Here is a 22,324-nt window from a genome sequence, read left to right on the forward strand (position 1 = left end):
AGATGTGTATAAGAGACAGTCCCGGCGTTTCCCCTAATCGCTTTGCTTAAGTGAACGGTGTTAGGCTCTGCGCCGGGCTTTTTTATGCTTCGTGCTGGCTGGTATTATGCAGCAATTCGCGTAGCCACTGCTGCGCCGCGTCGCGGTGGCTGCGGTCGTGCCAGGCCATGCTTTTGGTGAAGCCCTGAATCTCGACCGGTGGTTCCTGGACGCAAATCAAAGCCGGTGAACGGGCCATTCGGCTGGGTACGACCGCAATCATTTCGCTCACCGCCAGCACCTCCGGCAGCACCAGGAAACTGCTTACCGAGAGTCCAATACGTCGGTTACGGCCCACTTTTGCCAACGCATCGTCGGTGACACCCCAGAAACTTTCCCCTTCGTAGGAGACCAGAATATGCTCCAGCGAGCAGAAGCGATCGAGCGTCAGCGGCCGTTGGGCGTCTGGGTGATCGGCGCGCAGCATGCAGACGTAGCGCTCTTCGTACAGCGTGCGGCTGTGCAGATCGCCGGGCGTGGTATTGGGCGTGAGGAGTGCAAGATCGATCTTTCCCTGTTCAAACTGGCTGTGTAAGCGCTCGGGCTCGACCGGAACCACCCGCACTCGGATACCCGGCGCCTGCACTTTCAGCGCGGCAATAAACGGTACCACCACCGCTTTTAAGGCGTAGTCGGTGGCGGCGAGGGTGAAGGTGAGTTCCGCACTAAGCGGGTCAAACTCAGCTGGTTGAAGCAGCATATTGATATCGTTAAGGATTTTTTTGACCGTTGGCGCAAGCTGCTGAGCCCGCAGCGTTGGCACCATGCCGTGTGGCGCGCGGATAAACAGCGGGTCATCAAAGTTATCCCGCAGACGGGTCAACATGCCGCTGACGGCGGGCTGAGTGAGCGACAGCCGCGCCGCTGCACGCGTTACGCTGCGCTCATCAAGCAGTGCATCCAGCGTTTTCAGCAGATTAAGGTCGAGCGTACGGATATCCGTTTTCATCCCCTGGTTCACTCTCTGGTTGCGGATGTCTGCTGCGAATCAGCGATCTCCTGAGCGGTAAATGTAAACGTTTCGCCGTCAAAAAGCCCCATGCTGGTAAGTTTTAATGCAGGGATAACCGGCAGTGAGAGGAACGCCATCTGGATAAACGGCTCGTCCGGGAGCGACCCACATGCGCGGCAAGCGGCCTTTAACTCGTCGATTCTTGCTGCTAGCGTGTCGGCGGTATCGGTGCTCATGAGCCCCGCAATGGGCAGCGGCAGGTGGCTTTGCACTTTGCCTTCGCGCACCACGCACTGCCCGCCACCATCGGCAATCACCTGATTCACTGCCAGCGCCATCTCCTCGGCGCGACGACCGATCACCACAATATTATGGCTGTCATGGCTGACGGTCGAGGCCAGCGCCCCTTCGCGTAACCCAAAGTGGCCCAACAAACCGCAGGCCGGAGGGAGTTGGTGGCCATAGCGGTCGAGCACGGCGATGTAACAGATATCATCATGGTCGAAACCCTTCGCCGTGTATTGTGTAGACCCTGCGGGCGTTACCAGCTCGTTGGCAATCACTTCAATCACTCGATAGTGCTTGCCCGGCGAGAAGTGCAGGGCGAAATCGCGCGCAGAAACGGGCTGACGGGCGATGGTGTTGCCATACGGCGGAGCGGTTTGCTCTAGTCTGAGACCCTCTTCGGCCCGCAGCGTGCTGGCGTCAATCGGCTCACCTTTGATAAACACCTGCTGTACCGTCACATTACGGGCATCGCTCAGCAGTACAATATCGGCCTGTTTTCCCGGTGCCAGAAGACCCAGATGATGCAGGCCAAAGTGGCGCGCGGCGGACCAGCTGGCGACGCGATAGGCCACGTGTGGCGGCACATTATGCTGTAAAATGAGACGGCGAATCAGCGCGTCAATATGTCCTTCATGAGCAATTTCCCAGGGGTTGCGATCGTCAGTGCACAGCATGCACTGCGGGCTGTTGAAGGCGTTGAGCAACGGGGCCAACGCGTTGAGATTACGGGCGGCCGACCCTTCGCGCATCATCAGTGCCATCCCCAGCTCGAGTTTGCGTCGGCCCTCTTCCAGCAGATAGCTTTCGTGGCAGTTTTCCACCCCGGCAGCAATATAGGTGTTAAGCGCCTTACCGCCCAACCCAGGGCAGTGGCCGTCTATCGTCAGGTGACGGAAGGCGTCAATCTTGTTGAGCTGAGCGTCTTGCCCGGCGATCACGCCGGGATAGTCCATCATCTCCGCCAGCCCGGCAACTAAAGGGTGATCGCGCCATTTCACCATTTTGTCGAGGGGAAAATCCGCGCCGTTGACATCGCAGCCCGCTAACGCGGGCACGCAGGAGCTGACCTGCAGATACTGATTTTGCCTGGCCTGTTCAGCACAGCGAACGAACCACGCAAACCCAGCCTCGCCCATGACGTTGACGATTTCATGCGGATCGCAAATCACGGTGGTAAGCCCGCGCGGCAGCGTTGCGGTTTCAAACGTGACCGGTGTCATCATGCTGGACTCAATGTGCAAATGGGCGTCAATAAACCCGGGAACGGCGGTTGCCCCATGGCCATCGATGTGATGGTGTGCAGGTGCGTTGACGTATTCCGCACCGATGCCAGCAATATGCCTTCCTTTGACCACGATGGGGCCCGCCATTTCACCGCCATTGATTAAATCAAGAATTCGGACATTATCAATAATATAATCGGCAACGGCCTCACCGCGAGAAACGGCTAATAATTCCTGCTGCTCCTGGCGGCTAATATAATGAAATTTATAATTAATAAAGTTATTCATATTTTTCTCATTTTGATTTTATCAAATTGATTGTTATTTATTATGAAGGTGTGCTGTTAGCTAATTTCATTTTATCGGTTAACGTTAGTTTGCAATGTGATTGTAATCACTGAATCAACGTGGTGAGTTAATTTAAAAGGGAGGCATTATTCATCAATAAATGGATGCGAAAATGAAAGGTGAAGAGGTTGGTGACGTAAATAATACAGAAGATCTGCTTAGCCGGTTATTTAAAATTCAACAGCACGGTACAACTGTGCGTACCGAAATGATTGCCGGGATGACCACATTTCTTACCATGGTGTATATCGTGTTTGTGAACCCACAAATCCTGGGAGCAGCCCACATGGATCCCAGAGTGGTGTTTGTGACCACCTGTCTGATTGCCGGTATTGGCAGTATTGCTATGGGTTTAATCGCCAACCTTCCCGTTGCGCTAGCACCGGCGATGGGCTTGAACGCCTTTTTCGCCTTTGTGGTGGTCGGTGCCATGGGCGTTAGCTGGCAAATAGGGATGGGAGCTATCTTTTGGGGCGCCGTGGGACTGTTTTTACTGACGTTGTTTCGGATTCGCTATTGGATGATATCGAATATTCCACTTAATTTACGCGTCGGCATTACCAGTGGGATTGGTTTATTTATTGCACTGATGGGTTTGAAAAATGCCGGCGTTATTGTTGCCAATAAAGATACGCTGGTCGCCATTGGTAATCTAAACACCCACTCAGTTCTTCTCGGTATTGTGGGTTTCTTTATCATTGCCGTGCTTTCATCACGTCATTTTCATGCGGCGGTGCTGGTTTCTATTGTGGTTACTTCCTGCTGTGGTTTGTTTTTTGGCGATGTGCATTTCAACGGCGTTTATTCTATTCCGCCAAGTATTAGCGGTGTGATAGGTGAGGTTGATTTAAGCGGGGCATTATCCCTCGATCTGGCTGGAATCGTTTTTTCTTTCATGCTGATTAACTTGTTTGATTCATCAGGAACATTAATTGGTGTTACGGATAAAGCCGGGCTAATTGATAGCAACGGTAAATTTCCGGGCATGAACCGTGCGTTGTATGTCGATAGCCTCAGTTCGATTGCCGGGGCGTTTATCGGAACGTCTTCGGTGACCGCCTATATTGAGAGCACCTCCGGCGTGGCGGTAGGTGGCCGAACCGGGCTGACGGCCATTGTCGTTGGTGTTTTGTTTCTGCTGGTGATGTTCTTCTCGCCGCTGGCGGGAATGGTTCCCGCCTATGCAACGGCGGGGGCGCTGATTTTCGTCGGCGTACTGATGACCTCCAGCCTGGCGCGGGTCAACTGGGATGACTTTACTGAATCTGTACCCGCCTTTATCACCACCGTGATGATGCCTTTTAGCTTCTCAATTACGGAGGGTATTGCGCTGGGCTTTATGTCCTACTGCATCATGAAACTCTTTACCGGCCGTTGGCGCGAGCTGAATCTGTGCGTTGTTGTGGTTGCAGTGCTATTTGCGCTGAAGATCACGCTGGTGGATTAGTACAGCTGGGCGGTTTCCAGATATCATGAGCGCTGAAGAGACAGGAGAACTCATGGTCTGGATTATGCTGGCCACATTGGTCGTGGTCTTTGTTGTCGGGTTTCGGATCCTCACGTCCGGGCCTCGTCGGGCGATACGCCGTTTAAGTGAGCGTCTGGCGATTACGCCAGAGCCGGTAGAGTCAATGATTGACCAGCTGGGAAAAGCGCAGGGCGATGAGTATTTACGCTATCTGGAACGGCCGAATGAAGCACATTTGCAGAACGCCGCGCAGGTGCTGCTGATTTGGCAGGTGTGCATCGTTGACGGCAGTGAGCAAACGCTGGTGCGCTGGCACCGGCTGCTGCAGAAAGCCCGTCTGGCCGCGCCGATAACCGATGCTCAGGTCCGGCTGGCGATGAGTTTTATGCGTGAACTTGAACCTGATTTCCATGAACTGACGGCTTTCCAGCATCGCTATAACGCATTGTTCCATGAAGAAAATGGCGTCCACTGGTTGCATTGATATCACGTGGCGTGATGTTGGTTATTTATAATGGTGATTATATTTATATCACTCGCGGATGCATGATGAACCTCGTCAACAACATGACTCACGAGGTTCATCATGAAACAGTCCATGCAACAAAGCGCCATCGTCTGGCCAGAAGCGTATCTGCCGGGCACCACCGACAACTTTGCCTCCAATGAAATCATCGTTAGCGGTCTGACCGCTAAACAGATTTGGGCGCAGCTTGATGACACCACGCTGTGGCCAACCTACTACAGCAATGTCGCCGATATCCATTTCCACGACGGCAGCGGCCCTCGGCTCAGCGCGAACGCCCGCTTCCGTTTCTCCACCTTCGGTTTCCCGATTGAAGCGCAAATCACGGAATATGTTCCGCCGGTTGATGGCCAGGCGGCTCGTGTTGCCTGGCACGGCTGGGCTGAAGGCGATGCCACTACGCGTCTCGACGTTATCCACGCCTGGCTGTTTGAGGATTTACCGGGCAACCGCGTGCGTATCCTGACCCAGGAATCGCAGATCGGTGTTCCGGCGCAGGAGCTGGCGCGTACGTTGCCCAATCCGATGATTAATGGCCATCAGGAATGGATTAGCGGGTTGGTAAAATCGGCGCGCGGTGAATGATTCAGTCGTCCGGATAGGTTTCAGTGCCTATCCGGGCCGCTGAGAAAATGCGATACCGCGGCTACCGTTGCTAAAACGTTAAATACGTCACATCTAAAATGTTACACTGCATGGCTTTTCTCCAAAAACTCCTCCGCAGGTAACAATAATGAGCACACATATCGAAGAAAAAACCCGCGCTGAGGCCGTTGTGCGGCCCAACTGGTCGGCAGTGTTTGCCGTGGCGTTTTGCGTCGCCTGTTTGATTACCGTCGAGTTTTTACCGGTCAGCCTGCTGACGCCGATGGCGCAAGACTTAGGCATTTCTGAAGGCGTGGCCGGGCAGTCAGTCACCGTGACAGCATTTGTTGCCATGTTTGCCAGCCTGTTCATTACCCAGGCTATTGGGGCGACAAACCGCCGCTACGTGGTGATTCTGTTCTCTATTTTACTCACGCTCTCCTGCCTGCTGGTGTCGTTTTCCAACTCATTCACGCTGCTGCTGTTAGGTCGCGCCTGTTTGGGGCTGGCGCTGGGTGGGTTCTGGGCCATGTCGGCGTCGTTGACTATGCGTCTGGTGCCAGCACGGACGGTGCCGAAAGCACTGTCGGTTATTTTTGGTGCCGTGTCGATTGCGCTGGTGATTGCTGCGCCGCTGGGCAGTTTTTTAGGCGGGATTATCGGCTGGCGCAACGTTTTTAACGGCGCAGCGATAATGGGCGTGCTGTGTACGATTTGGGTGCTCAAAGCCCTGCCTTCTCTGCCCGGCGAACCTGCGCATCACAAGCAAAATATGTTTAGCCTGCTACAGCGTCCTGGCGTGATGGCGGGGATGATCGCCATCTTTATGTCCTTCGCCGGGCAGTTTGCTTTCTTTACGTATATTCGTCCGGTGTATATGAATCTGGCTGGGTTTGACGTTGATGGCCTGACGCTGGTACTGCTGAGTTTTGGCATCGCCAGCTTTGTCGGCACCTCATTCTCGTCGGTTATCCTTAAGCGCTCGGTCAAACTGGCGCTAGCCGGTGCTCCATTTGTGCTGGCGCTCAGCGCGCTGGTGCTGGTGCTGTGGGGCAGTGACAAAGTGGTGGCGGCGGCGATTGCTATTATCTGGGGGATGGCGTTTGCGCTGGTGCCGGTTGGCTGGTCAACGTGGATCACCCGTTCACTTGCCGATCAGGCGGAAAAAGCCGGTTCTATCCAGGTGGCGGTTATTCAGCTGGCAAATACCTGCGGCGCCGCGGTGGGCGGTTTTGCGTTAGACCGTCTGGGATTAGTTTCCCCGCTCATCCTCTCGGGTTCGCTGATGCTGCTGACGGCTCTGCTGGTCGCGGTTAAGGTGAAAATTAAGCCCTAGTTTTGGTCAGATAATCTGGCGAACGCGTTATCCAGCCTACGGCATGATTGCCATGCAGGCTGGATAACAGCGGCGTTTACGGACGTTCGCCCTTCGCCAGTCGGCTGTTAATGTCGGCAATGACGCCCGGTAAATCGGCCAGCGAATCCACCACATAGTGCGCCCCTGCGGCGTAGAGCTTACCGGCCGCATGTTCGCGGCGAGTGGCAATCTCTTCTGCCGTCATCGCCTGAAATTCCTCCCATGTTGCCCCGAATTCGTTGCCGGATACTGCCAGACCTACGCTCCACATTCCGGCGTTCAGCCCTTCGGTAATGCCCGGCGCGGCGTCATCCACCTTCACGCAGTGGGCAACGTCTTCAATACCCAGCGTAATGACGTTTTGCAGCGCCATCCACGGGCCCGGACGACCGCCAGCGGCGAGATCGTCAGTGGCAACCCAGTGGTCTGGCGCATAGCCGTGTTCGGCGGCAGCGGGCACCAGCTTTTCCATTACCGCGCGCGGGTAGCCGGAGCAGGAACCAATCTTGATATTGTCAGCGCGTAATCCCGCAATGGTGTCGACAACGCCTGCAATCGGTGTGGAGAAATCAACGACTTTGGCAATTTGTAGCGGCATAAACGCGGCGTAGATCGCATCGATATCCGCGGGCGTCATTGAGCGGCCAAATTTAGCCTGCCAGCGGGCATCGACGGCGGGGAGTTTCCCCAGTGCTTCAATGTGTTGCCATTTCCCTAGCCCCATGGGCACCCGCGCTTCGGCGAGGGTTATCTCTACGCCAAATGCCTGTTGAAAGGCTTCGACGAAGATCTGCGTGGGGGCAAAGGAGCCAAAATCGACGGTGGTACCGGCCCAATCGAGGATCACTGCAGTAATACGATTCATTTTGGCTCCTTATTTTGTCCAGTACATCGCGTTTTTGATGGCGGTGAGCAGGGCGGTGATATCGGTGTCGTAGACTTCGCCAATGTTGCCAATGCGGAAGCAATCGCTTTGCGAGACTTTGCCCGGATAGATAACAAAACCCTGTTCTTTCAGTAAGCTGTAGAACTCTTTAAAACGATACTGCGGGCTCTGTGGTGAATAAAATGCGGTGATAATCGGTGAATGCAGTTCATCATCGAGCAGCGTGCTGAAACCCAGTTCGCGCATCCCGGCAACCAGTCGGTGCTGATTCTGCTGATAGCGCCGATGGCGTGCGGCAACGCCGCCTTCGTCGGCGAGTTCTTTGAGCGCTTGGGCGAACGCCAGTACGGTATGCGTCGGCGAGGTAAAGCGCCATTTGCCGTGGTTGTCTTCCATGCAGCGCCACTGGGCATAGAGATCCAGCGACAGAGAGCGAGAACGGCCTTTGCAGGCAGCCAGTTTATCCGCACGGGCGATCACGAAGGCAAAGCCCGGCACGCCCTGAATGCATTTGTTGGCGGAGCTGATCAGATAGTCGATGTTCAGCGCGGCAATATCCATCGGGATGCCGCCGAAGCTGCTCATGGCGTCAACAATATAGGTTTTGCCGTACTGCTGAGCCAGCGCACCGACCTCGGCGATAGGGTTGAGCATGCCGGTGGTGGTCTCACTGTGCACCATCGCGATGTGCGTAATCGCCGGGTCGGCCAGCAAAATGGCCTCGATAGCGTTAACGTCGGGGCGCGCCACTTCACCACAGTCATAAGCGTGGTGAGCGATGCTCATCATTGTGGCCATCTCGACCATGCGGGCACCGTACGCGCCGTTGCTGACAATCAGCACCTTATCTTGCGGAGCAAGTGTACTGCCCAACACGGCTTCGACGGCATAGCTGCCGCTGCCCTGTAGCAGTACCGAGGTGTAGCCTTCCGCTTTGGTGGCGAGTGACGTGAGCTGACGGCGGATCTCTTCAACCACGCCAAGATTGTAATCGTCATCCCAGGTACAGCTGTCGAATAGCATCGCTTCTTTCACGGTGCGTGAGGTGGTCAACGGGCCAGGGGTCAGCAGCAGATAGTTACGCGAAGTCATGTCATTTTACCTTTGGTCTATACCAGATTTGCATTTATCATGACGATCTTTCCCGCAAACGGTCAAAGGGAAAATGGCGTTGCAATAAAAAATTCATCTATCCCCTCCATCCTTTAGGCAGCATCTACATGAGTGGTGCGAAGGATTTGACGTATTTATCTGTATAATGACGACAGGAAAAGTGACAGCGAGCGAGCATGAAATCTATACCAGGTGATATTCCCCAGTACCTGCTAATCAAAGCGCAGCTGCAGGCGCGTATTCAGAGTGGCGCGCTAAAAAGCGGCGATAAGCTGCCGTCTGAGCGCGAGCTGTGTACGATCTTCAATACCACGCGCATTACGATTCGCGAAAGCCTGGCGCAGCTGGAGTCCAGCGGGCTTATCTGGCGCGCCGATCGTCGCGGCTGGTTTGTCACGCCTGAACGCCTGTGGCTGGATCCGACCCAAAACACCAACTTCCATAAACTGTGCCACGAGCAGGGGCGCGAACCGAAAACCGCGCTATTGAGTGGGCAGCTAACCACCGTGCCGGTTGAGGTGATGGAGCCGCTGCAGCTGCAACCATTTGATCAAATCTATCTGCTAACGCGTCTGCGTTATGCCGATGGCCGTGCGGTTTGCTACTGTGAAAATCACTGCCTGCCGGCCCGGGTACCGGAACTGTTACAGTACGATCTCAACGGCAGCCTGACCGAGGTGTATGAGGCGAACTACAACCTTGTCTATACCAGCATGCACTTGTCGTTTTACCCGACCGCGATGCCTGCTCAGGCCGCACAGGCGCTGGGGGTGATGGAAGGGCGTCCGGCGCTGCTGCTGCGCCGCCTCAATTACGATCAGCATGGCCGCGTGCTCGATCTGGATATTGAGTACTGGCGTCACGACAGCCTGCGTATTGAGGTGGATACCCACTGATGCAAAACCGGAGGAGCATCATGTTCCTCTGGTGCCATTCCGCGATTTTCTTTCTCCTTTCATCGTTTTGTCATAATCGGCGTTTAGCGTAAAAAGCAAATCTGGTATAGGCCAGAAAACAAAACATACGCTACGAGGCTATTACGATGAAATTCTCCCGACTTGCTCTGCTGTCTGTTATTGCACTCGCCAGCGCCCCTTCCTGGGCGGAATCGGTGGTCACCGTCTATTCCATCGATGGCTTACATGATGGCGACAACAGCTGGTATCAGACGCAGTTTGATGCATTCACCAAAGCGACCGGCATTACCGTGCGTTACGTTGAAGGCGGCGGTGGCGTGGTGGTTGAGCGTCTGGCTAAAGAGCGCACTAACCCGCAGGCCGATGTGTTGGTCACCGCGCCGCCGTTTATTCAGCGTGCGGCAGCGGAGAAGCTGCTGGCAAACTTTAAAACCGAATCCGCTGCGTCAATCCCGGGGGCAAATGAGTCCTACTCGCCGCTGGTGAAAAACTACCTGAGCTTTATCTATAACGACAAACTGCTGAAAGCTGCACCGGCCAGCTGGCAGGATCTGCTCGACGGCAAATACAAAAATAAACTGCAATATTCCACACCGGGCCAGGCAGCCGACGGCACCGCGGTGATGCTGCAGGCATTTCACAGCTTTGGTGGTAAAGAGGCCGGCTTTGACTATTTGGGCAAGCTGCAGGCCAATAACGTCGGGCCATCGGCATCAACGGGCAAACTGACCGCGCTGGTCAATAAGGGGGAGCTGTACGTGGCCAACGGTGACCTGCAGATGAACCTCGCGCAGATGGAACGCAACCCTAACGTGAAGATCTTCTGGCCAGCCAACGATAAAGGCGAGCGCAGCGCGCTGGCGATCCCTTACGTGATTGGTTTGGTTCAGGGCGCGCCGGAGAGTGAAAACGGCAAAAAGCTGATTAACTTCCTGCTGAGCAAAGAAGCGCAGACCAGCGTTAGCGCGCTTTCCTGGGGCATGCCGGTGCGCAGCGACGTGATGCCGGAAGACGCACACTATAAAGCGGCAACTGCCGCGCTGGCGGGCGTGAAAAGCTGGGAGCCAAACTGGGATGAAGTGGCGGTATCACTGTCGTCTGACATTGCCCAGTGGCATAAAGCGACCGACAGCGAGTAAGCGTGATGTTGATGAAAACGACCGCCGCTCAAGCCCCTGCATTGCAGGGGACTTCGGGGATTGTCCTCGACTCGCTGCGCGTGGCGTATCACGGCAACGTGGTACTCAAACCGCTCTCTTTAACCATTGAACCCGGAGAAGTTCTGGCGCTGATTGGCCCTTCTGGTTCGGGGAAAACCACGGTGCTGCGTGCGGTGGCGGGGTTTGCCCAGCCCGCGGGCGGTCGTATTTTAATTGGTGATACGGATGTCACTCACTTGGCGCCCTACAAACGTGGGCTGGCGATGGTGGTACAAAACTACGCGCTGTTCCCCCATCTTAAAGTGGAAGATAACGTTGCGTTTGGCCTACGGGCGCAAAAACAGCCCAAAGCGTTGATCAATGAGCGCGTGGTGCAGGCGCTCAAAACGGTGGGGATGAGCGATTACGCCACTCGCTACCCGCATCAACTTTCCGGCGGGCAGCAGCAGCGCGTGGCGATTGCCCGCGCTATTGCCGTACGTCCACGTGTGCTGCTGCTGGATGAACCGCTTTCTGCGCTGGATGCGCAAATTCGCCACAATATGGTGGAAGAAATTGCCCGATTGCACCGCGAAATGCCGGAATTAACCATTCTTTATGTCACCCACGACCAAACCGAAGCGCTCACGCTGGCCGATAAAATTGGCATCATGAAAGACGGTTCGATGATTGCTCACGGGGAAACCCGCGCGCTGTATCAACATCCGCCTAATCGCTTTGCGGCCGAATTTCTTGGCCGTGCCAATATCCTTTCAGCCACTGCGCTGGGCGTCACCGATATGCCTGGGCTGGTAGATGTGAGCTGCGGCGGTACGGTGATTCGCGCGTTTAGCCAGGGCAGTCATCACGGTTACAACAAGCTGCTGTGCATTCGTCCGCAGCACATGAGCCTGTCGCCGCGCTCGGCTCACAGCAACCGCTTCAACGCTACCCTGCAATCGGTGCACTGGCAGGGGGATTTAACCCATCTGCTGTGCGATGTTGCCGGGGAGTCGGTGCGTATCGTGATGACTCACGTGAACCCACTGCCGCAGGCCGGTGACAAGCTGGCCCTGTGGTTTGAGCCTGATGACGCTGTCCTGATAGAGGTGTAATGATGTCGCTCACCCTGACGCTGGAAAGAACGACCCCGATTTTGCGCCCGTTACTGTGGATATTCCTGCCGCTGCTGGTGCTCGCGACGCTGTTCTTTTGGCCGCTGTCGCTGATTGTGGAGCAGGCGCTACGCGATAACAGTGGCAATATCGGTCTGGAAATATTCTGGCAGGTCATTGAATCAAAACGCTTTATGTCGGCATTAATCAATACGCTGCAAATTGCGCTGCTGGCGACCGCCGGATGTTTAGTGCTGGGTAGCGTTCTGTCGCTTATCCTGGTGTTTATTCCTTTTCCGGGAAGCGAACTGATTAGCCGGGTTGTCGATACCTTTATTGCGCTGCCGACCTTTTTAATCACCCTGGCATTTACCTTTATCTATGGCTCGGCAGGGCTGCTGAACGGCGCGTTGATGAACCTGTTTGCGTTTGAGCTGCCACCGGTCAATTTCCTCTACTCCATTCAGGGCGTGATTCTGGCGGAGATTACCGTCTTTACGCCGCTGGTGATGCGGCCGCTGATGGCCGCACTGCGGCAAATCGATAAAAGTCAGCTTGAAGCGGCCAGTATTCTCGGCGCGCACCCGCTGCGGGTGATTGCGCAGGTCATTTTCCCCGCCGCGCTCCCCGCGTTGCTGGCTGGCGGTAGCCTGTGCCTGCTGCTGACCACCAACGAGTTCGGCATTGTGCTGTTTATTGGCGCTAAGGGCGTTAACACTCTGCCTATGATGGTTTACAGCAAAGCGATTCTGGAGTCTGACTACAGCGTTGCCTGCATGATCGCCTTAATTAATATTCTGCTGTCGCTCGGGCTGTTTGCCCTATATCGGCTAGCGGCATCGCGCAGTGGAAAAAGGAGCTAATCATGTTGATTTGGTCACGCAAAGGGCGCGTTGCGGCGGGAGTGGTTGCCACCACGTTGTTTGCCCTTTTCTTTTTCCTGCCGCTGGCGGTGATTTTGATGTCCAGCCTTAGCCAGCAGTGGAGCGGGGTTTTACCGAGCGGTTTCACCCTCATTCATTTCGTCAATGCCTTTCGCGGCGCCGCGTGGGATGCCCTCTTTTCCAGTCTGGTGATTGGCTTTTGTGCCAGCCTGTTCGCGCTGCTTTGCGGCGTTTGGGCGGCGCTGGCGCTACGTCAGTACAGCGTGAAAGCGCAGCGCTGGCTGAGCATGATGTTTTATCTGCCCAGCGCAATTCCTTCCGTTTCCGTCGGGCTGGGCATTCTGGTGGCGTTTAGCCAGGGGCCGCTGCAGATGAACGGCACGCTGTGGATTGTGCTAACGGCGCACTTCGTACTGGTATCCGCTTTTACTTTCAGCAACGTCTCAACCGGGCTGGCGCGCGTGTCGGCCGATATTGAAAACGTTGCCTCAAGCCTTGGTGCTTCACCGTGGTATCGCCTGCGGCACGTGACGTTGCCGCTGCTCATGCCGTGGATGATGTCAGCGTTGGCGCTGAGCCTTTCGTTGTCGATGGGTGAACTGGGAGCGACCATGATGATTTACCCGCCGGGTTGGACCACGCTTCCGGTCACCATATTTAGCCTGACCGATCGCGGAAATATCGCCGATGGCGCGGCTCTGACCATCGTGCTGGTGGCGATCACGCTGCTACTGATGATGAAGCTGGAACGGGTCGCGAAGCGATTAGGGCAGAGGTGATGCGACTCCCCTCTCTTAAATCGCCAGAGAGGGGAATCGGCTCACGTTTTAGCTTAGAACCAGGCTTCGAACATGCCGCCGACGTTCAGTGAATCCAGCTGCTCGTCTTCGGTACCGTTCACCTTCGCGGTACGCTTGTTGTCGACCTGACCGCCAGTCACGTAGAAGCGCAGCATCGGACGGAACTCCGGCCCCATTCCGATGGCGATGTTCTGCGACAGCGTCAGCTTCCAGCCGTGGTTATCCCCGCCCTGATCGTAATCTACGCGCTGATAACCCGCTTCCAGCCAGGTCGAGTGCACGTCGTTCCAGAAGTACATCGGACGGACAATCGCGCCGTAGTTTTTACGGTTATCGGTGTTGTCTTTGCTGTTGTCATAATCGTGGAATGCCAGCAGGTATTCGATCTGCGCCTGTTGGGTGAACTTATAGTTACCTTCAAAGCTGGCGTAGATAGCGGTTAAGCCGTCAGTTTTGTTATAGACGCTGTTATCTGAGTTATCGGAATAACGCAGAATCACTTTGTTCACGCCGCTGTCGTTGGTGTGGCTCAGCAACAGCCCGCCCTGCCACGCATCCAGCTGTTCGTCGTTATCCACCGCTTTAGAATCAAAGCCGTAGTTAGCGTAAACCTCTACGTCGATTGGACCTGCTTTGATGTTGTGGGTTTTGGTGGTCAACGCATAATGGCCATCATCCCCGGTGTCAGAGCTGCCGGTACAGGTGATGCGTGATGGGTTTGACTCATCGGCCATCACTTCCGGGCTACAGGATTTCACCTGTGAGACGGTTGCGACGTCGAACTGTACGCCGCCGATATCGAAGTTTTTCACCCCGGCACCCTGGCCGTCGTGGTTCATCCAGAAGTAATCGTTGATGCCCTGTTGTGGACGCTGGTGGAAGTCACGACCGGCCCAGATATAGGCGTTCGGGTTGGACTCCAGCACGTTGGTCACGCCGACGTAGGCTTTTTTCAGGTTAACTTCATCGCTCCAGTGATCGAACATCACGTTGATATCCCAGATGGCGCCTTTGCTGCTCTTAAAGGCCTTGGTTATCTGGAATTCACCGCCGTTGCCTTCGTTACCCAGACGACCAATCGCCGAGGCGCCGTTGTACGAACCGTCAACGCCGACATATTTCTGATCGCCAGCCTGGAAATGTGCGCCGTAGCGGGCGTACCCGCTAAACTTCAGACCGAATGGAATGGCCATATCCGGCGTTTGTGCGGCGGTTTGCGGGTTGGTTTCCAGGTCCACCTTTTTGGCGGCGGCGGCGTCCATTTTAGCCTGGCGGTCCGCCAGCGCTTTATCGACGGCCTTGGCCACAATGGCGTCGATTTGATCCTGAGTAAATTCTTGTGCCATTACCGAAGAAAGCGGGCAAAGCGCGGCGATAACCGCCATAGCTAATGGAAGTTTTTTTACAGTTTTCATGGTTATCTCAAATTAATTAATTATATTTTCAGACAATAACCATCCCGTTCCGGTGAGAATGCATAACATCACCAAAACAAGCTGATTCTATTTTTTATTTAGTAGGGTACAGTTAAATGATTATCGTAATAAAGTTCTCCGTAGCCAGATAAAATAAATATTAACGTTGATATAGATGAATAATCTCTTCTGATAATTCACGCGCAAGTAAAGAGTTCATCAAATGATCCTGTGCGTGCACCATAATTAACGTCATCGGTTGGCGTGCCTCACCGGCATCCTGCTCAATCAATTTGGTTTGCATATGGTGCGCCTGGCGGGCGTAGCCATCGGCTTCCCGCAGCAGATTTCTGGCTTCCTCCATCTCCCCCTGACGCGCGGCGTGTAATGCTTCGAAGCACAGCGATCTGGACTGACCCGCGTTAATGATTATTTCCATTACCGCGTCTTCTAATCCAACCATAATAAGGCCCCCTGACTCGTTAAAGTCATTATTCATAAAGGTCGGAAAATAATGTATTACTGCTTAATAAATATAACTGTCGTTCTTAAATGACCGTTTCTGCTAAAGGTGAAGATGCTTTTAATTTCTGCTCTTCCGTTTTCATTAATGAACGCTCATAGGCGCGGAGGAACGGTAAATACATGGCCGCAGAAATTAACATACAAATAATACACATAATGACCGGGCTTAATGCCCAGTTTGCCGCCCACGAGGCGCCAATCGGTGCAGGGGTTGTCCACGGGGTCAGAGAAACGACCTGAGCCAGCCAGCCGAGACGGGTGGCGGTATAAGCAATGACGGCATTGACCATCGGAATACAGACGAACGGGATAAACATCATCGGATTCATAATAATTGGCGCACCGAACAGAATCGGTTCGTTGATATTAAAGAAGCTCGGCACGATGCCCATTTTACCAATGGTCCGCAGGTGCGCGACGCGGCTGCGCAGCAGCAAGAACGCCAACGGTAAGGTACAGCCTACACCGCCAATCAGCAGGTAGTGATCCCAGAAACCTTGCAGGTAAACGTGTGGTAACACGGTGCCCGCAGCCAGTGCGGCCTGGTTGGCAGAAAGGTTAGCCATCCAGAACGGATTCATGATCCCGGTGACAATCAGCGAGCCGTGGATCCCGGCAAACCAGAAAATCTGGCACATCAGCACCGACAGCAGAATCGCTGGCAAGGAGTCAGAGGCGGAAACCAGTGGCGCCAGCACGTGCATAATGGCCTGTGGTAAAATCATGCCGGTCTGGGCTTCGATAAACAGGTTCAGCGGGTGCAGCGTACCAATCACCACCAGAACAGGAATGAGGATCTCAAACGAACGGGCCACGCCGGTCGGCACTTCTTTTGGCAGACGGATGGTGACGTTGTTTTGCTTGAGCCACGCATAAACTCGGGTGGAATAGATGGCGGTAATCAGTGCGGTAAAGATCCCCTGACCAGAAAGATATTGGGTGGAAATCTTGCCGTCAGCATAGGGCGCAGCAACCAGCAGGAAAGCCATAAACGCCAGCAGGCCAGACATTACCGGGTCGAGATTAAACTGACGACCGAGGCTTGCACCGATACCGACGGAGATGAAAAACGTCATCACGCCCATGCTGAGGTTGAATGGCAGCATCAGCTGATCGCGATAGTGCGCGGAGAAATCAAGCCAGCCGCGGGCGAAGCCGTTGGTGGTGTCCGGTGAAAACGGCGTGAATATGAACACCAACATAAACGAACCGATGATCATAAACGGCAGCGCGGCGGTAAAACCGTCACGGATGGCGATAACGTATTTTTGTTGCCCGAGACGACCGGCCAACGGGGTGATGGATTGCTCGATAACGGCAACCATGGACTGATAGAGTGAACTCATTGGGATACCCTAGTTAGTTCGCCGCGGAAATCAGCGACAGAGCGTAATCCAGAACGTTGTCACCCCGTTGCATTCCATAGTCCATGGTATCAATCGGCTGGACGGGAATATTTTGGGTGGCGGCCTTGTCTGACAAACTTTTTAACATGTACTTCACCTGCGGCCCCAGCAACACCACCTGATAATGCGGGTACTGGGTATCAAACTCGGATACACCGTAGGCATCTATTTTTACGGCTAAATCCCGCTCCTTCGCGGCTTCCACCATCTTTCTGACCAACATGCTGGTCGACATTCCGGCGGAACAGCACAGCATAATCTTGTACATCGACGACCCTCTCATAAATGTAAATAGTTGTTGCGAGCATGATTTGATATGAAACTGAAACCGGTTTCTATTCATAAAAATTAGAAGTGTGATACCCATCAATTTCTCATGCTTATGGGACTAATTATTTCGCTATGGCTCACATAATTTGAGCGGTTTCAGATGAAATGGATATCAAATGGACAATCGGTTTCCATAAAAAATGGAAACAGATATACTGGTGACAGCTATAATTTGAGCCGTTGCTGTACAGAGGATTTACAGAGGGACTTTCAGGGGAGAAAGATGTCTACAATCAACGATGTATCACGTTTGGCCGGGGTGTCTAAGGCCACAGTTTCACGTGTGTTGAGCGGTTCACGAGGTGTCAAAGAAGCCAGTCGGCTAGCGGTGTTGCGGGCGGTTGATGAACTTAACTATCGGCCGAATGTGATAGCCCAATCATTGCTGAGTCAATCCACCGGCTGTATTGGCGTTATCTGCGCGATGGATAACATTAATCAAACGACCGGCTATCTCTATGCGCTGGAAAAACAGTTCAGTCAGCATCAGAAACACTTGTTGCTGCGCTTTGCCAATACGCGAACCGGCGTGATGGCGGCGTTGGATGAGCTGAGTAACGGGTTATGTGATGATGTGCTGATTATTGGCGCGCGTTTTCCCCTTGAAGTGGAGAGTGAAAACGTGGTGCTGATCGATTGCCCCGAGGCTGATACCGTCAACAGCATCCAGTTTGACCATGTCTTTGCGGCAGAAACCGCCTGTAATTATCTTGCCAGCCAGGGGCGGCGGCAGATTGCGCTGATCCAGCCGCTGGGCAGCGGTTTTGCCGACGATGTGCTGTTGGGCTATAAACACGGTCTGGAGAAAAACTTTCTGCCGTTTAATCGCAACCTGGTGTTTATGAACAGCACATCATCCACGGTGGCGCTGCAGGAGTTGCTCAACAATGCGGGTCTTGTCAGCTTTAATGCGCTGCTGGTGGCCGATGAACAAGAAGCGCAGCGGGTGATCCCACAGCTGCTGGCCTTCAACAAACGGGTACCGGAAGATGTGATGGTGTTTAGCCTCGCCGGATCGCTGCATCTGCCCGGCATTCCAACGATTCCGGCGATTGAATATTCCATGGACGCGATTGCCACGCGCATCGTTCGCTGGCTGGACGAGAAAACACAGATGCCGGGCGATACGGCGTTTCGCGGCGATTTAATTATTCCGGATATGCGTCAGCGCTAACGTTATAGCGCCTTGCTGTCGCGTGAGGCCGGATAATGGTTTATCCGGCCAGCGGTTGGCGGGTTATTTGGTTGGACACTGAATCCGTTTAATCGCCTGCTGATAGCCCGCTTTATCATTCTTTTCCAGCGCGCGCGTGGCGCTCTGCACTGCAGTTTTGTTCTGTGCCGATTCCAGCACTCGATTCGCAAATTGGGTATCAGAGAGCCCGATTTGTGCCGGGCAGTTCAGCTTCACATCCTTCACCACCTGCTGCTTTTGCTGCTCAAACTTCAGTCCTTCCAGCGGTGCGGCCATGGCGATGGCGGGTAAAATCAGACTGGCAACGAGTGAAACGGTCAGAGCTGTCTTTTTCATTAGGGATATCCTTATAGTTAACGCGTTGGGTTAACTATAAGTCGCATTTCCCCCGGCGTCATTTTGCTAGCCCGACAACACTACGCTATCGGGCTTTTTCTGTTTAGGCTGTTTTGGTTCTGCGACGAGAATCCAGTGAAATCAGGATAACCGAGGAGAGGATTAGCAGTGTGCCTAGCCAATCAGGCAAGGTGAAGCTGATCCCAAGCAGCACGAGGGACAGGAACGCGCTACTCAGCGGTTCGGCGCAGCTCAGGATGCTGGCTTTTGGCCCGCCGATCATCTGCGCTCCTTTCAGATACAGGCTGAACGTTAGCGAAGTCCCAATCACCACCAGGTAGAAGAACGCCAGCAGTAAATTGCCGGTAATGACCACCTGAGCGCCGTCGCCTGCGTAGAACGGCAGCAGCATTGCGCCGCCCAGCAGCATACTCCAGCCGACGATAGGCAGCGTGCCGTAACGGGCAATCAGCGTGGAGGGATAGGTGGTATAGAACGCGGCAGCGAATGCCGAGGCGATCCCCCAGAATAGCGCCGCGCCGGAGATGGATAGCGAAGTCGGGTCCCCGTGGGTCACCAGCAGGAACGTTCCGATAAGCGAAGTGCCGATCGCGGCACAGACAAATGCACCCGGACGCGCTTTGCGCACAAGGGCGAACCAGGCCACGATAATGGTCGGCGACAGGAACTGCAGCACGGTCGCGGTGGCGGCGTTCGATTTTTCAATCGCCATCAGGAAGGTGAGCTGTACGGTCATCGCGCCGACAAGGGAAAACAGCAGCAGGCTGAGAATATCTTTGCGGTTTTTCAGAATGCGGAAAATGCCGTCGCCGTGCAGGAAGGAAAAAGTGAGCAGAATAAAGCCACCGGAGAGCAGGCGAATCATGGTCAGAAACGGCGACTGCATCTGACTGTTTTCCATAATGTACTGCGCGCAAACGCCGGAACTTCCCCACAATATTGCTGCGATCAGTACGTTTAGCATCCCTTTTCTGGTGGTGCCCATTTTTCCTCTACCCTGTCATATGATTTTATTTTGGCAGGCATCATAGCATGGCGAGAGGCTTGCCCCCAGCGATGCGCCGGGGGCAAAAAGGGTTAGCTGAGATCGACGTTTTTACTGCCGAAAAGCCAGGTCAACAGGAAGCCGAACAGGTAGGCGACGGCCAGGCCCGCGACATAAACCGCCATCCCAGCATAGATACCGCTGGCGGAGGTCATCAGCGGAATCGCCACCAGGCCGGAAGGGCCGAAGACCGTATTTAACCCGACAGGCAGGCCCATCCAGGCGACCAGACCAATGAAGAAGCCGCCACAGGCACCGCCAAGACAGGCGGTGATGAACGGCTTCATACGCGGTAGGGTCACGCCGTAAATCAGCGGTTCGCCGACGCCCAGCAGGCCAGGAATGATGGCGCCTTTAATCTGCGTACGCAGCAGCGAGCCTTGTTTAGCACGATAGTAAAGCGCCAGCGCGGCGCCGACCTGGCCTGCGCCCGCCATGGCCAGAATGGTGAACAGTGAGTTGAACCCCTGAGCCTCCATCAGCGCGAAGTACACCGGCACAAAGCCCTGGTGCACGCCAAACATCACCGCCAGCAGGAACAGGCCAGCCAGCACTGCGGAGCCAAACGGGTTACCGTTAAGATGCAGGAACAGCCATGACATGCCGGTAAACAGATAACCACCGATAGGCATGATCACCACAAAGGTGATGGCACCCATAATCAGCAGCGTGACCGCCGAAGTCAGGATCATATCGAGGTTGGCCGGCATTATGCGGCGAACCTGTTTTTCCACCCATGCGCCGAGGATCGCGGCGATCAATACGCCGATAATATTGCCGCGCGGATCGATAGTGTGGCCGAAGAAATCGGAGATCCCGGAGTAGAAGCCCACCGCCGCTTTCGGGTCGTAGCCCAGAATAAACAGCGCGGCGATAATCGCCCCGTTGACGCCAGAGCCGCCAAAAGCTTTCTGAGTGTTATAGCCAATTAGAATACTCAGGAAGGTAAACATGCCCTTACTGAACACTTTCATATAGCTGATAACATCAACCAGCGTGGCGTTGGGATGTGCGTTTTCCAGCACGAACAGCTGTTCAGCCAGCGTCGCAAAGCCCAACAGCAGGCCGACGGCGATAAAGCCGGGGATAAGCGGCGTAAAGATGGTGGCAAACTTGGCAAGGAACTTCTGCACGCTACCGGTCTGCTTGCCCTTCAGTTCCTGCTTTTTCGCACTGGCGATATCCGCCAGCGACGCCGCAGGTGCGCTCTCTTCCTGAACCGCTGGTGCCTCTTCTAACAGCTGGTTCATCAGTTCAGCGGCGGTTTGCGCTTTACCTGGCCCCAGGATTATCTGGAACTGTTCGTTGCTGACCACCACACCCATCACGCCTTCGACCTGACGAATGGCGGTAACATCCGCCGGTTCTTCGCTGCGCAACGTCAGGCGCAGGCGGGTCATACAGTTGCCCGCCTGAACCACATTTGGCGCACCGCCAACCAGAGCGAGGAGGCGCGCTACCATCTCTTTATTTATCTTAGCCATATCACTCTACCTGTTTGACGGATTATTTTTGCAATGCTTTGCGGATAAAGCCGTTGTTGTTTGCCAGCAGTGTTTTAGCCTCGTCGGCGCTCAAATTTGCCAGCACCATGACGATTGCAGTTTTGCAATGGCTACCGCAGGCGTTCAGCGCGACCTGCGCGGTGTCGCGGTCGCATTCGGTTGCTTCCATTACGATGGATACCTGGCGTTCAATCAGCTTGGCGTTGGTGGCTTCAACGTCCACCATCAGGTTGCTGTACACCTTGCCGCTGCGGATCATTGCCCCGGTGGTGATCATGTTCAGCACCAGCTTCTGCGCGGTTCCAGCCTTCAGGCGGGTGGAGCCGGTCACCACTTCTGGGCCAACCACCGGCGTAATGGCGAGATCAGCGCGCTGCGCCATTTCACCCTGCGGGTTACAGCTGACAATCGCCACCAGCGCATTCTGCTGATGCGCGTATTCCATGGCGCCCAGCACGTACGGCGTACGGCCGCTGGCGGCGATCCCGACCAGCACGTCGTGCTCGTTAAAATTCAGCGCCTGTAGGTCTGCTGCGCCCTGAACGGCGTTATCTTCAACGTTTTCCACGGCTTTAAGAATAGCGGTATGGCCGCCGGCAATCAGGCCAACGACCTGTTCTGGGCGGGTCCCGAAGGTCGGTGGGCACTCGCTGGCATCCAGGATCCCCAAACGCCCAGAGGTGCCGGCGCCAATGTAGATCAGGCGTCCGCCCTTGCTAAAGGCAGCCGCAACGCTATCAACCAGCTGAGCAATCTGCGGAATGTACGGCGTGATTGCGTGGGCAACCAGCTGATCTTCCTTGTTAATCACCGTCAGCATCTCTTCGGTGGAAAGGGTGTCAATATTGGCGCTGTTCGCGTTACGTCGTTCGGTTAGCAGTTTGCTCAGGTCGATACTCATCGGAA

Annotated in this window: 22 protein-coding genes; 10 read left to right on the forward strand and 12 right to left on the reverse strand. The window is 54.7% G+C overall.

Annotated features, from left to right (window positions below):
• Nucleotides 1-82: 82 nt before the first annotated feature.
• Together KP80_RS17980 and adeD are read right to left on the reverse strand one after the other, a co-directional pair.
• The gene (locus tag KP80_RS17980) at nucleotides 83-988 is read right to left on the reverse strand and encodes a LysR family transcriptional regulator (protein WP_052284999.1); all 906 of its coding nucleotides are present in this window, start codon (nucleotides 986-988) and stop codon (nucleotides 83-85) included.
• Between the two features lie 8 nt (nucleotides 989-996).
• Nucleotides 997-2,790 (reverse strand): adenine deaminase, encoded by a 1,794-nt coding sequence (gene adeD, locus KP80_RS17985; RefSeq protein WP_052285000.1) that lies wholly within the window; start codon nucleotides 2,788-2,790, stop codon nucleotides 997-999.
• 172 nt (nucleotides 2,791-2,962) lie between these two features.
• Here adeD and KP80_RS17990 point away from each other — a divergent pair, with 172 nt between their 5' ends.
• From KP80_RS17990 to nepI, 4 genes are all read left to right on the forward strand, one after another.
• Nucleotides 2,963-4,297 carry an NCS2 family permease gene (locus KP80_RS17990; protein WP_052285076.1) on the forward strand — a complete coding sequence of 445 codons (1,335 nt, stop codon included), beginning with the start codon at nucleotides 2,963-2,965 and terminating at the stop codon, nucleotides 4,295-4,297.
• Nucleotides 4,298-4,349: 52 nt separating this feature from the next.
• Nucleotides 4,350-4,802 carry a DUF1198 domain-containing protein gene (locus KP80_RS17995; RefSeq protein ID WP_052285001.1) on the forward strand — a complete coding sequence of 151 codons (453 nt, stop codon included), beginning with the start codon at nucleotides 4,350-4,352 and terminating at the stop codon, nucleotides 4,800-4,802.
• A 114-nt stretch (nucleotides 4,803-4,916) separates the two neighbouring features.
• Nucleotides 4,917-5,429, forward strand: a complete 513-nt coding sequence (locus KP80_RS18000; RefSeq protein ID WP_052285077.1) for a polyketide cyclase — start codon at nucleotides 4,917-4,919, stop codon at nucleotides 5,427-5,429.
• Between the two features lie 148 nt (nucleotides 5,430-5,577).
• On the forward strand, nucleotides 5,578-6,765 hold the full coding sequence (gene nepI, locus KP80_RS18005) for a purine ribonucleoside efflux pump NepI (protein WP_052285002.1): 1,188 nt from the start codon (nucleotides 5,578-5,580) through the stop codon (nucleotides 6,763-6,765).
• Nucleotides 6,766-6,841: 76 nt separating this feature from the next.
• Here nepI and phnX read toward each other — a convergent pair whose 3' ends face one another.
• Together phnX and phnW are read right to left on the reverse strand one after the other, a co-directional pair.
• The gene (gene phnX, locus KP80_RS18010; protein ID WP_052285003.1) at nucleotides 6,842-7,651 is read right to left on the reverse strand and encodes a phosphonoacetaldehyde hydrolase; all 810 of its coding nucleotides are present in this window, start codon (nucleotides 7,649-7,651) and stop codon (nucleotides 6,842-6,844) included.
• A 9-nt stretch (nucleotides 7,652-7,660) separates the two neighbouring features.
• The gene (gene phnW / locus KP80_RS18015) at nucleotides 7,661-8,764 is read right to left on the reverse strand and encodes a 2-aminoethylphosphonate--pyruvate transaminase (protein ID WP_052285004.1); all 1,104 of its coding nucleotides are present in this window, start codon (nucleotides 8,762-8,764) and stop codon (nucleotides 7,661-7,663) included.
• Nucleotides 8,765-8,961: 197 nt separating this feature from the next.
• On the opposite strand from phnW, the gene phnR reads away from it, so the two are divergent.
• From phnR to phnV, 5 genes are all read left to right on the forward strand, one after another.
• The gene (phnR, locus tag KP80_RS18020) at nucleotides 8,962-9,681 is read left to right on the forward strand and encodes a phosphonate utilization transcriptional regulator PhnR (protein ID WP_052285005.1); all 720 of its coding nucleotides are present in this window, start codon (nucleotides 8,962-8,964) and stop codon (nucleotides 9,679-9,681) included.
• A 146-nt stretch (nucleotides 9,682-9,827) separates the two neighbouring features.
• Nucleotides 9,828-10,841 carry a 2-aminoethylphosphonate ABC transporter substrate-binding protein gene (gene phnS, locus KP80_RS18025; protein WP_052285006.1) on the forward strand — a complete coding sequence of 338 codons (1,014 nt, stop codon included), beginning with the start codon at nucleotides 9,828-9,830 and terminating at the stop codon, nucleotides 10,839-10,841.
• A 5-nt stretch (nucleotides 10,842-10,846) separates the two neighbouring features.
• Entirely contained in the window at nucleotides 10,847-11,956 is a 1,110-nt protein-coding gene (gene phnT / locus KP80_RS18030) for a 2-aminoethylphosphonate ABC transport system ATP-binding subunit PhnT (protein WP_052285078.1), read from the forward strand.
• A gap of 2 nt (nucleotides 11,957-11,958) precedes the next feature.
• Nucleotides 11,959-12,819, forward strand: a complete 861-nt coding sequence (phnU, locus tag KP80_RS18035; protein ID WP_052285007.1) for a 2-aminoethylphosphonate ABC transporter permease subunit — start codon at nucleotides 11,959-11,961, stop codon at nucleotides 12,817-12,819.
• A gap of 2 nt (nucleotides 12,820-12,821) precedes the next feature.
• A complete protein-coding gene (gene phnV, locus KP80_RS18040; protein WP_052285008.1) occupies nucleotides 12,822-13,619 on the forward strand; it encodes a 2-aminoethylphosphonate ABC transport system, membrane component PhnV in 798 nt (265 codons plus the stop codon).
• 53 nt (nucleotides 13,620-13,672) lie between these two features.
• Here the strand turns inward: phnV and KP80_RS18045 are convergent, their stop codons facing one another.
• From KP80_RS18045 to KP80_RS18060, 4 genes are all read right to left on the reverse strand, one after another.
• The gene (locus KP80_RS18045) at nucleotides 13,673-15,055 is read right to left on the reverse strand and encodes a carbohydrate porin (RefSeq protein ID WP_052285009.1); all 1,383 of its coding nucleotides are present in this window, start codon (nucleotides 15,053-15,055) and stop codon (nucleotides 13,673-13,675) included.
• Between the two features lie 160 nt (nucleotides 15,056-15,215).
• Nucleotides 15,216-15,518: a PTS lactose/cellobiose transporter subunit IIA gene (locus KP80_RS18050; protein WP_156315689.1), complete on the reverse strand. Its 303-nt coding sequence runs from the start codon at nucleotides 15,516-15,518 to the stop codon at nucleotides 15,216-15,218.
• Between the two features lie 85 nt (nucleotides 15,519-15,603).
• The gene (locus KP80_RS18055) at nucleotides 15,604-16,926 is read right to left on the reverse strand and encodes a PTS sugar transporter subunit IIC (RefSeq protein WP_052285010.1); all 1,323 of its coding nucleotides are present in this window, start codon (nucleotides 16,924-16,926) and stop codon (nucleotides 15,604-15,606) included.
• Nucleotides 16,927-16,939: 13 nt separating this feature from the next.
• Complete coding sequence (locus tag KP80_RS18060; protein ID WP_052285080.1) at nucleotides 16,940-17,254, reverse strand: PTS sugar transporter subunit IIB; 315 nt, start codon at nucleotides 17,252-17,254, stop codon at nucleotides 16,940-16,942.
• Between the two features lie 285 nt (nucleotides 17,255-17,539).
• Between KP80_RS18060 and KP80_RS18065 the strand changes: the two genes are divergently transcribed.
• Nucleotides 17,540-18,490, forward strand: coding sequence for a LacI family DNA-binding transcriptional regulator (locus KP80_RS18065; RefSeq protein ID WP_052285011.1), 951 nt, complete (start codon nucleotides 17,540-17,542; stop codon nucleotides 18,488-18,490).
• Nucleotides 18,491-18,553: 63 nt separating this feature from the next.
• On the opposite strand, the gene KP80_RS18070 is transcribed toward KP80_RS18065, so the two are convergent.
• The 4 genes from KP80_RS18070 to murQ form a co-directional block, all read right to left on the reverse strand.
• Nucleotides 18,554-18,847 (reverse strand): YicS family protein, encoded by a 294-nt coding sequence (locus KP80_RS18070; protein WP_052285012.1) that lies wholly within the window; start codon nucleotides 18,845-18,847, stop codon nucleotides 18,554-18,556.
• Nucleotides 18,848-18,950: 103 nt separating this feature from the next.
• Entirely contained in the window at nucleotides 18,951-19,853 is a 903-nt protein-coding gene (locus KP80_RS18075) for an EamA family transporter (protein WP_052285013.1), read from the reverse strand.
• A 92-nt stretch (nucleotides 19,854-19,945) separates the two neighbouring features.
• The gene (gene murP / locus KP80_RS18080; RefSeq protein ID WP_052285014.1) at nucleotides 19,946-21,397 is read right to left on the reverse strand and encodes a PTS N-acetylmuramic acid transporter subunit IIBC; all 1,452 of its coding nucleotides are present in this window, start codon (nucleotides 21,395-21,397) and stop codon (nucleotides 19,946-19,948) included.
• Between the two features lie 22 nt (nucleotides 21,398-21,419).
• Nucleotides 21,420-22,319, reverse strand: coding sequence for an N-acetylmuramic acid 6-phosphate etherase (murQ, locus tag KP80_RS18085; RefSeq protein ID WP_052285015.1), 900 nt, complete (start codon nucleotides 22,317-22,319; stop codon nucleotides 21,420-21,422).
• Between the last annotated feature and the right edge of the window lie 5 nt (nucleotides 22,320-22,324).

This window comes from Kluyvera genomosp. 1 (assembly GCF_001266615.1).
Classification (GTDB): domain Bacteria; phylum Pseudomonadota; class Gammaproteobacteria; order Enterobacterales; family Enterobacteriaceae; genus Kluyvera; species Kluyvera cryocrescens_A.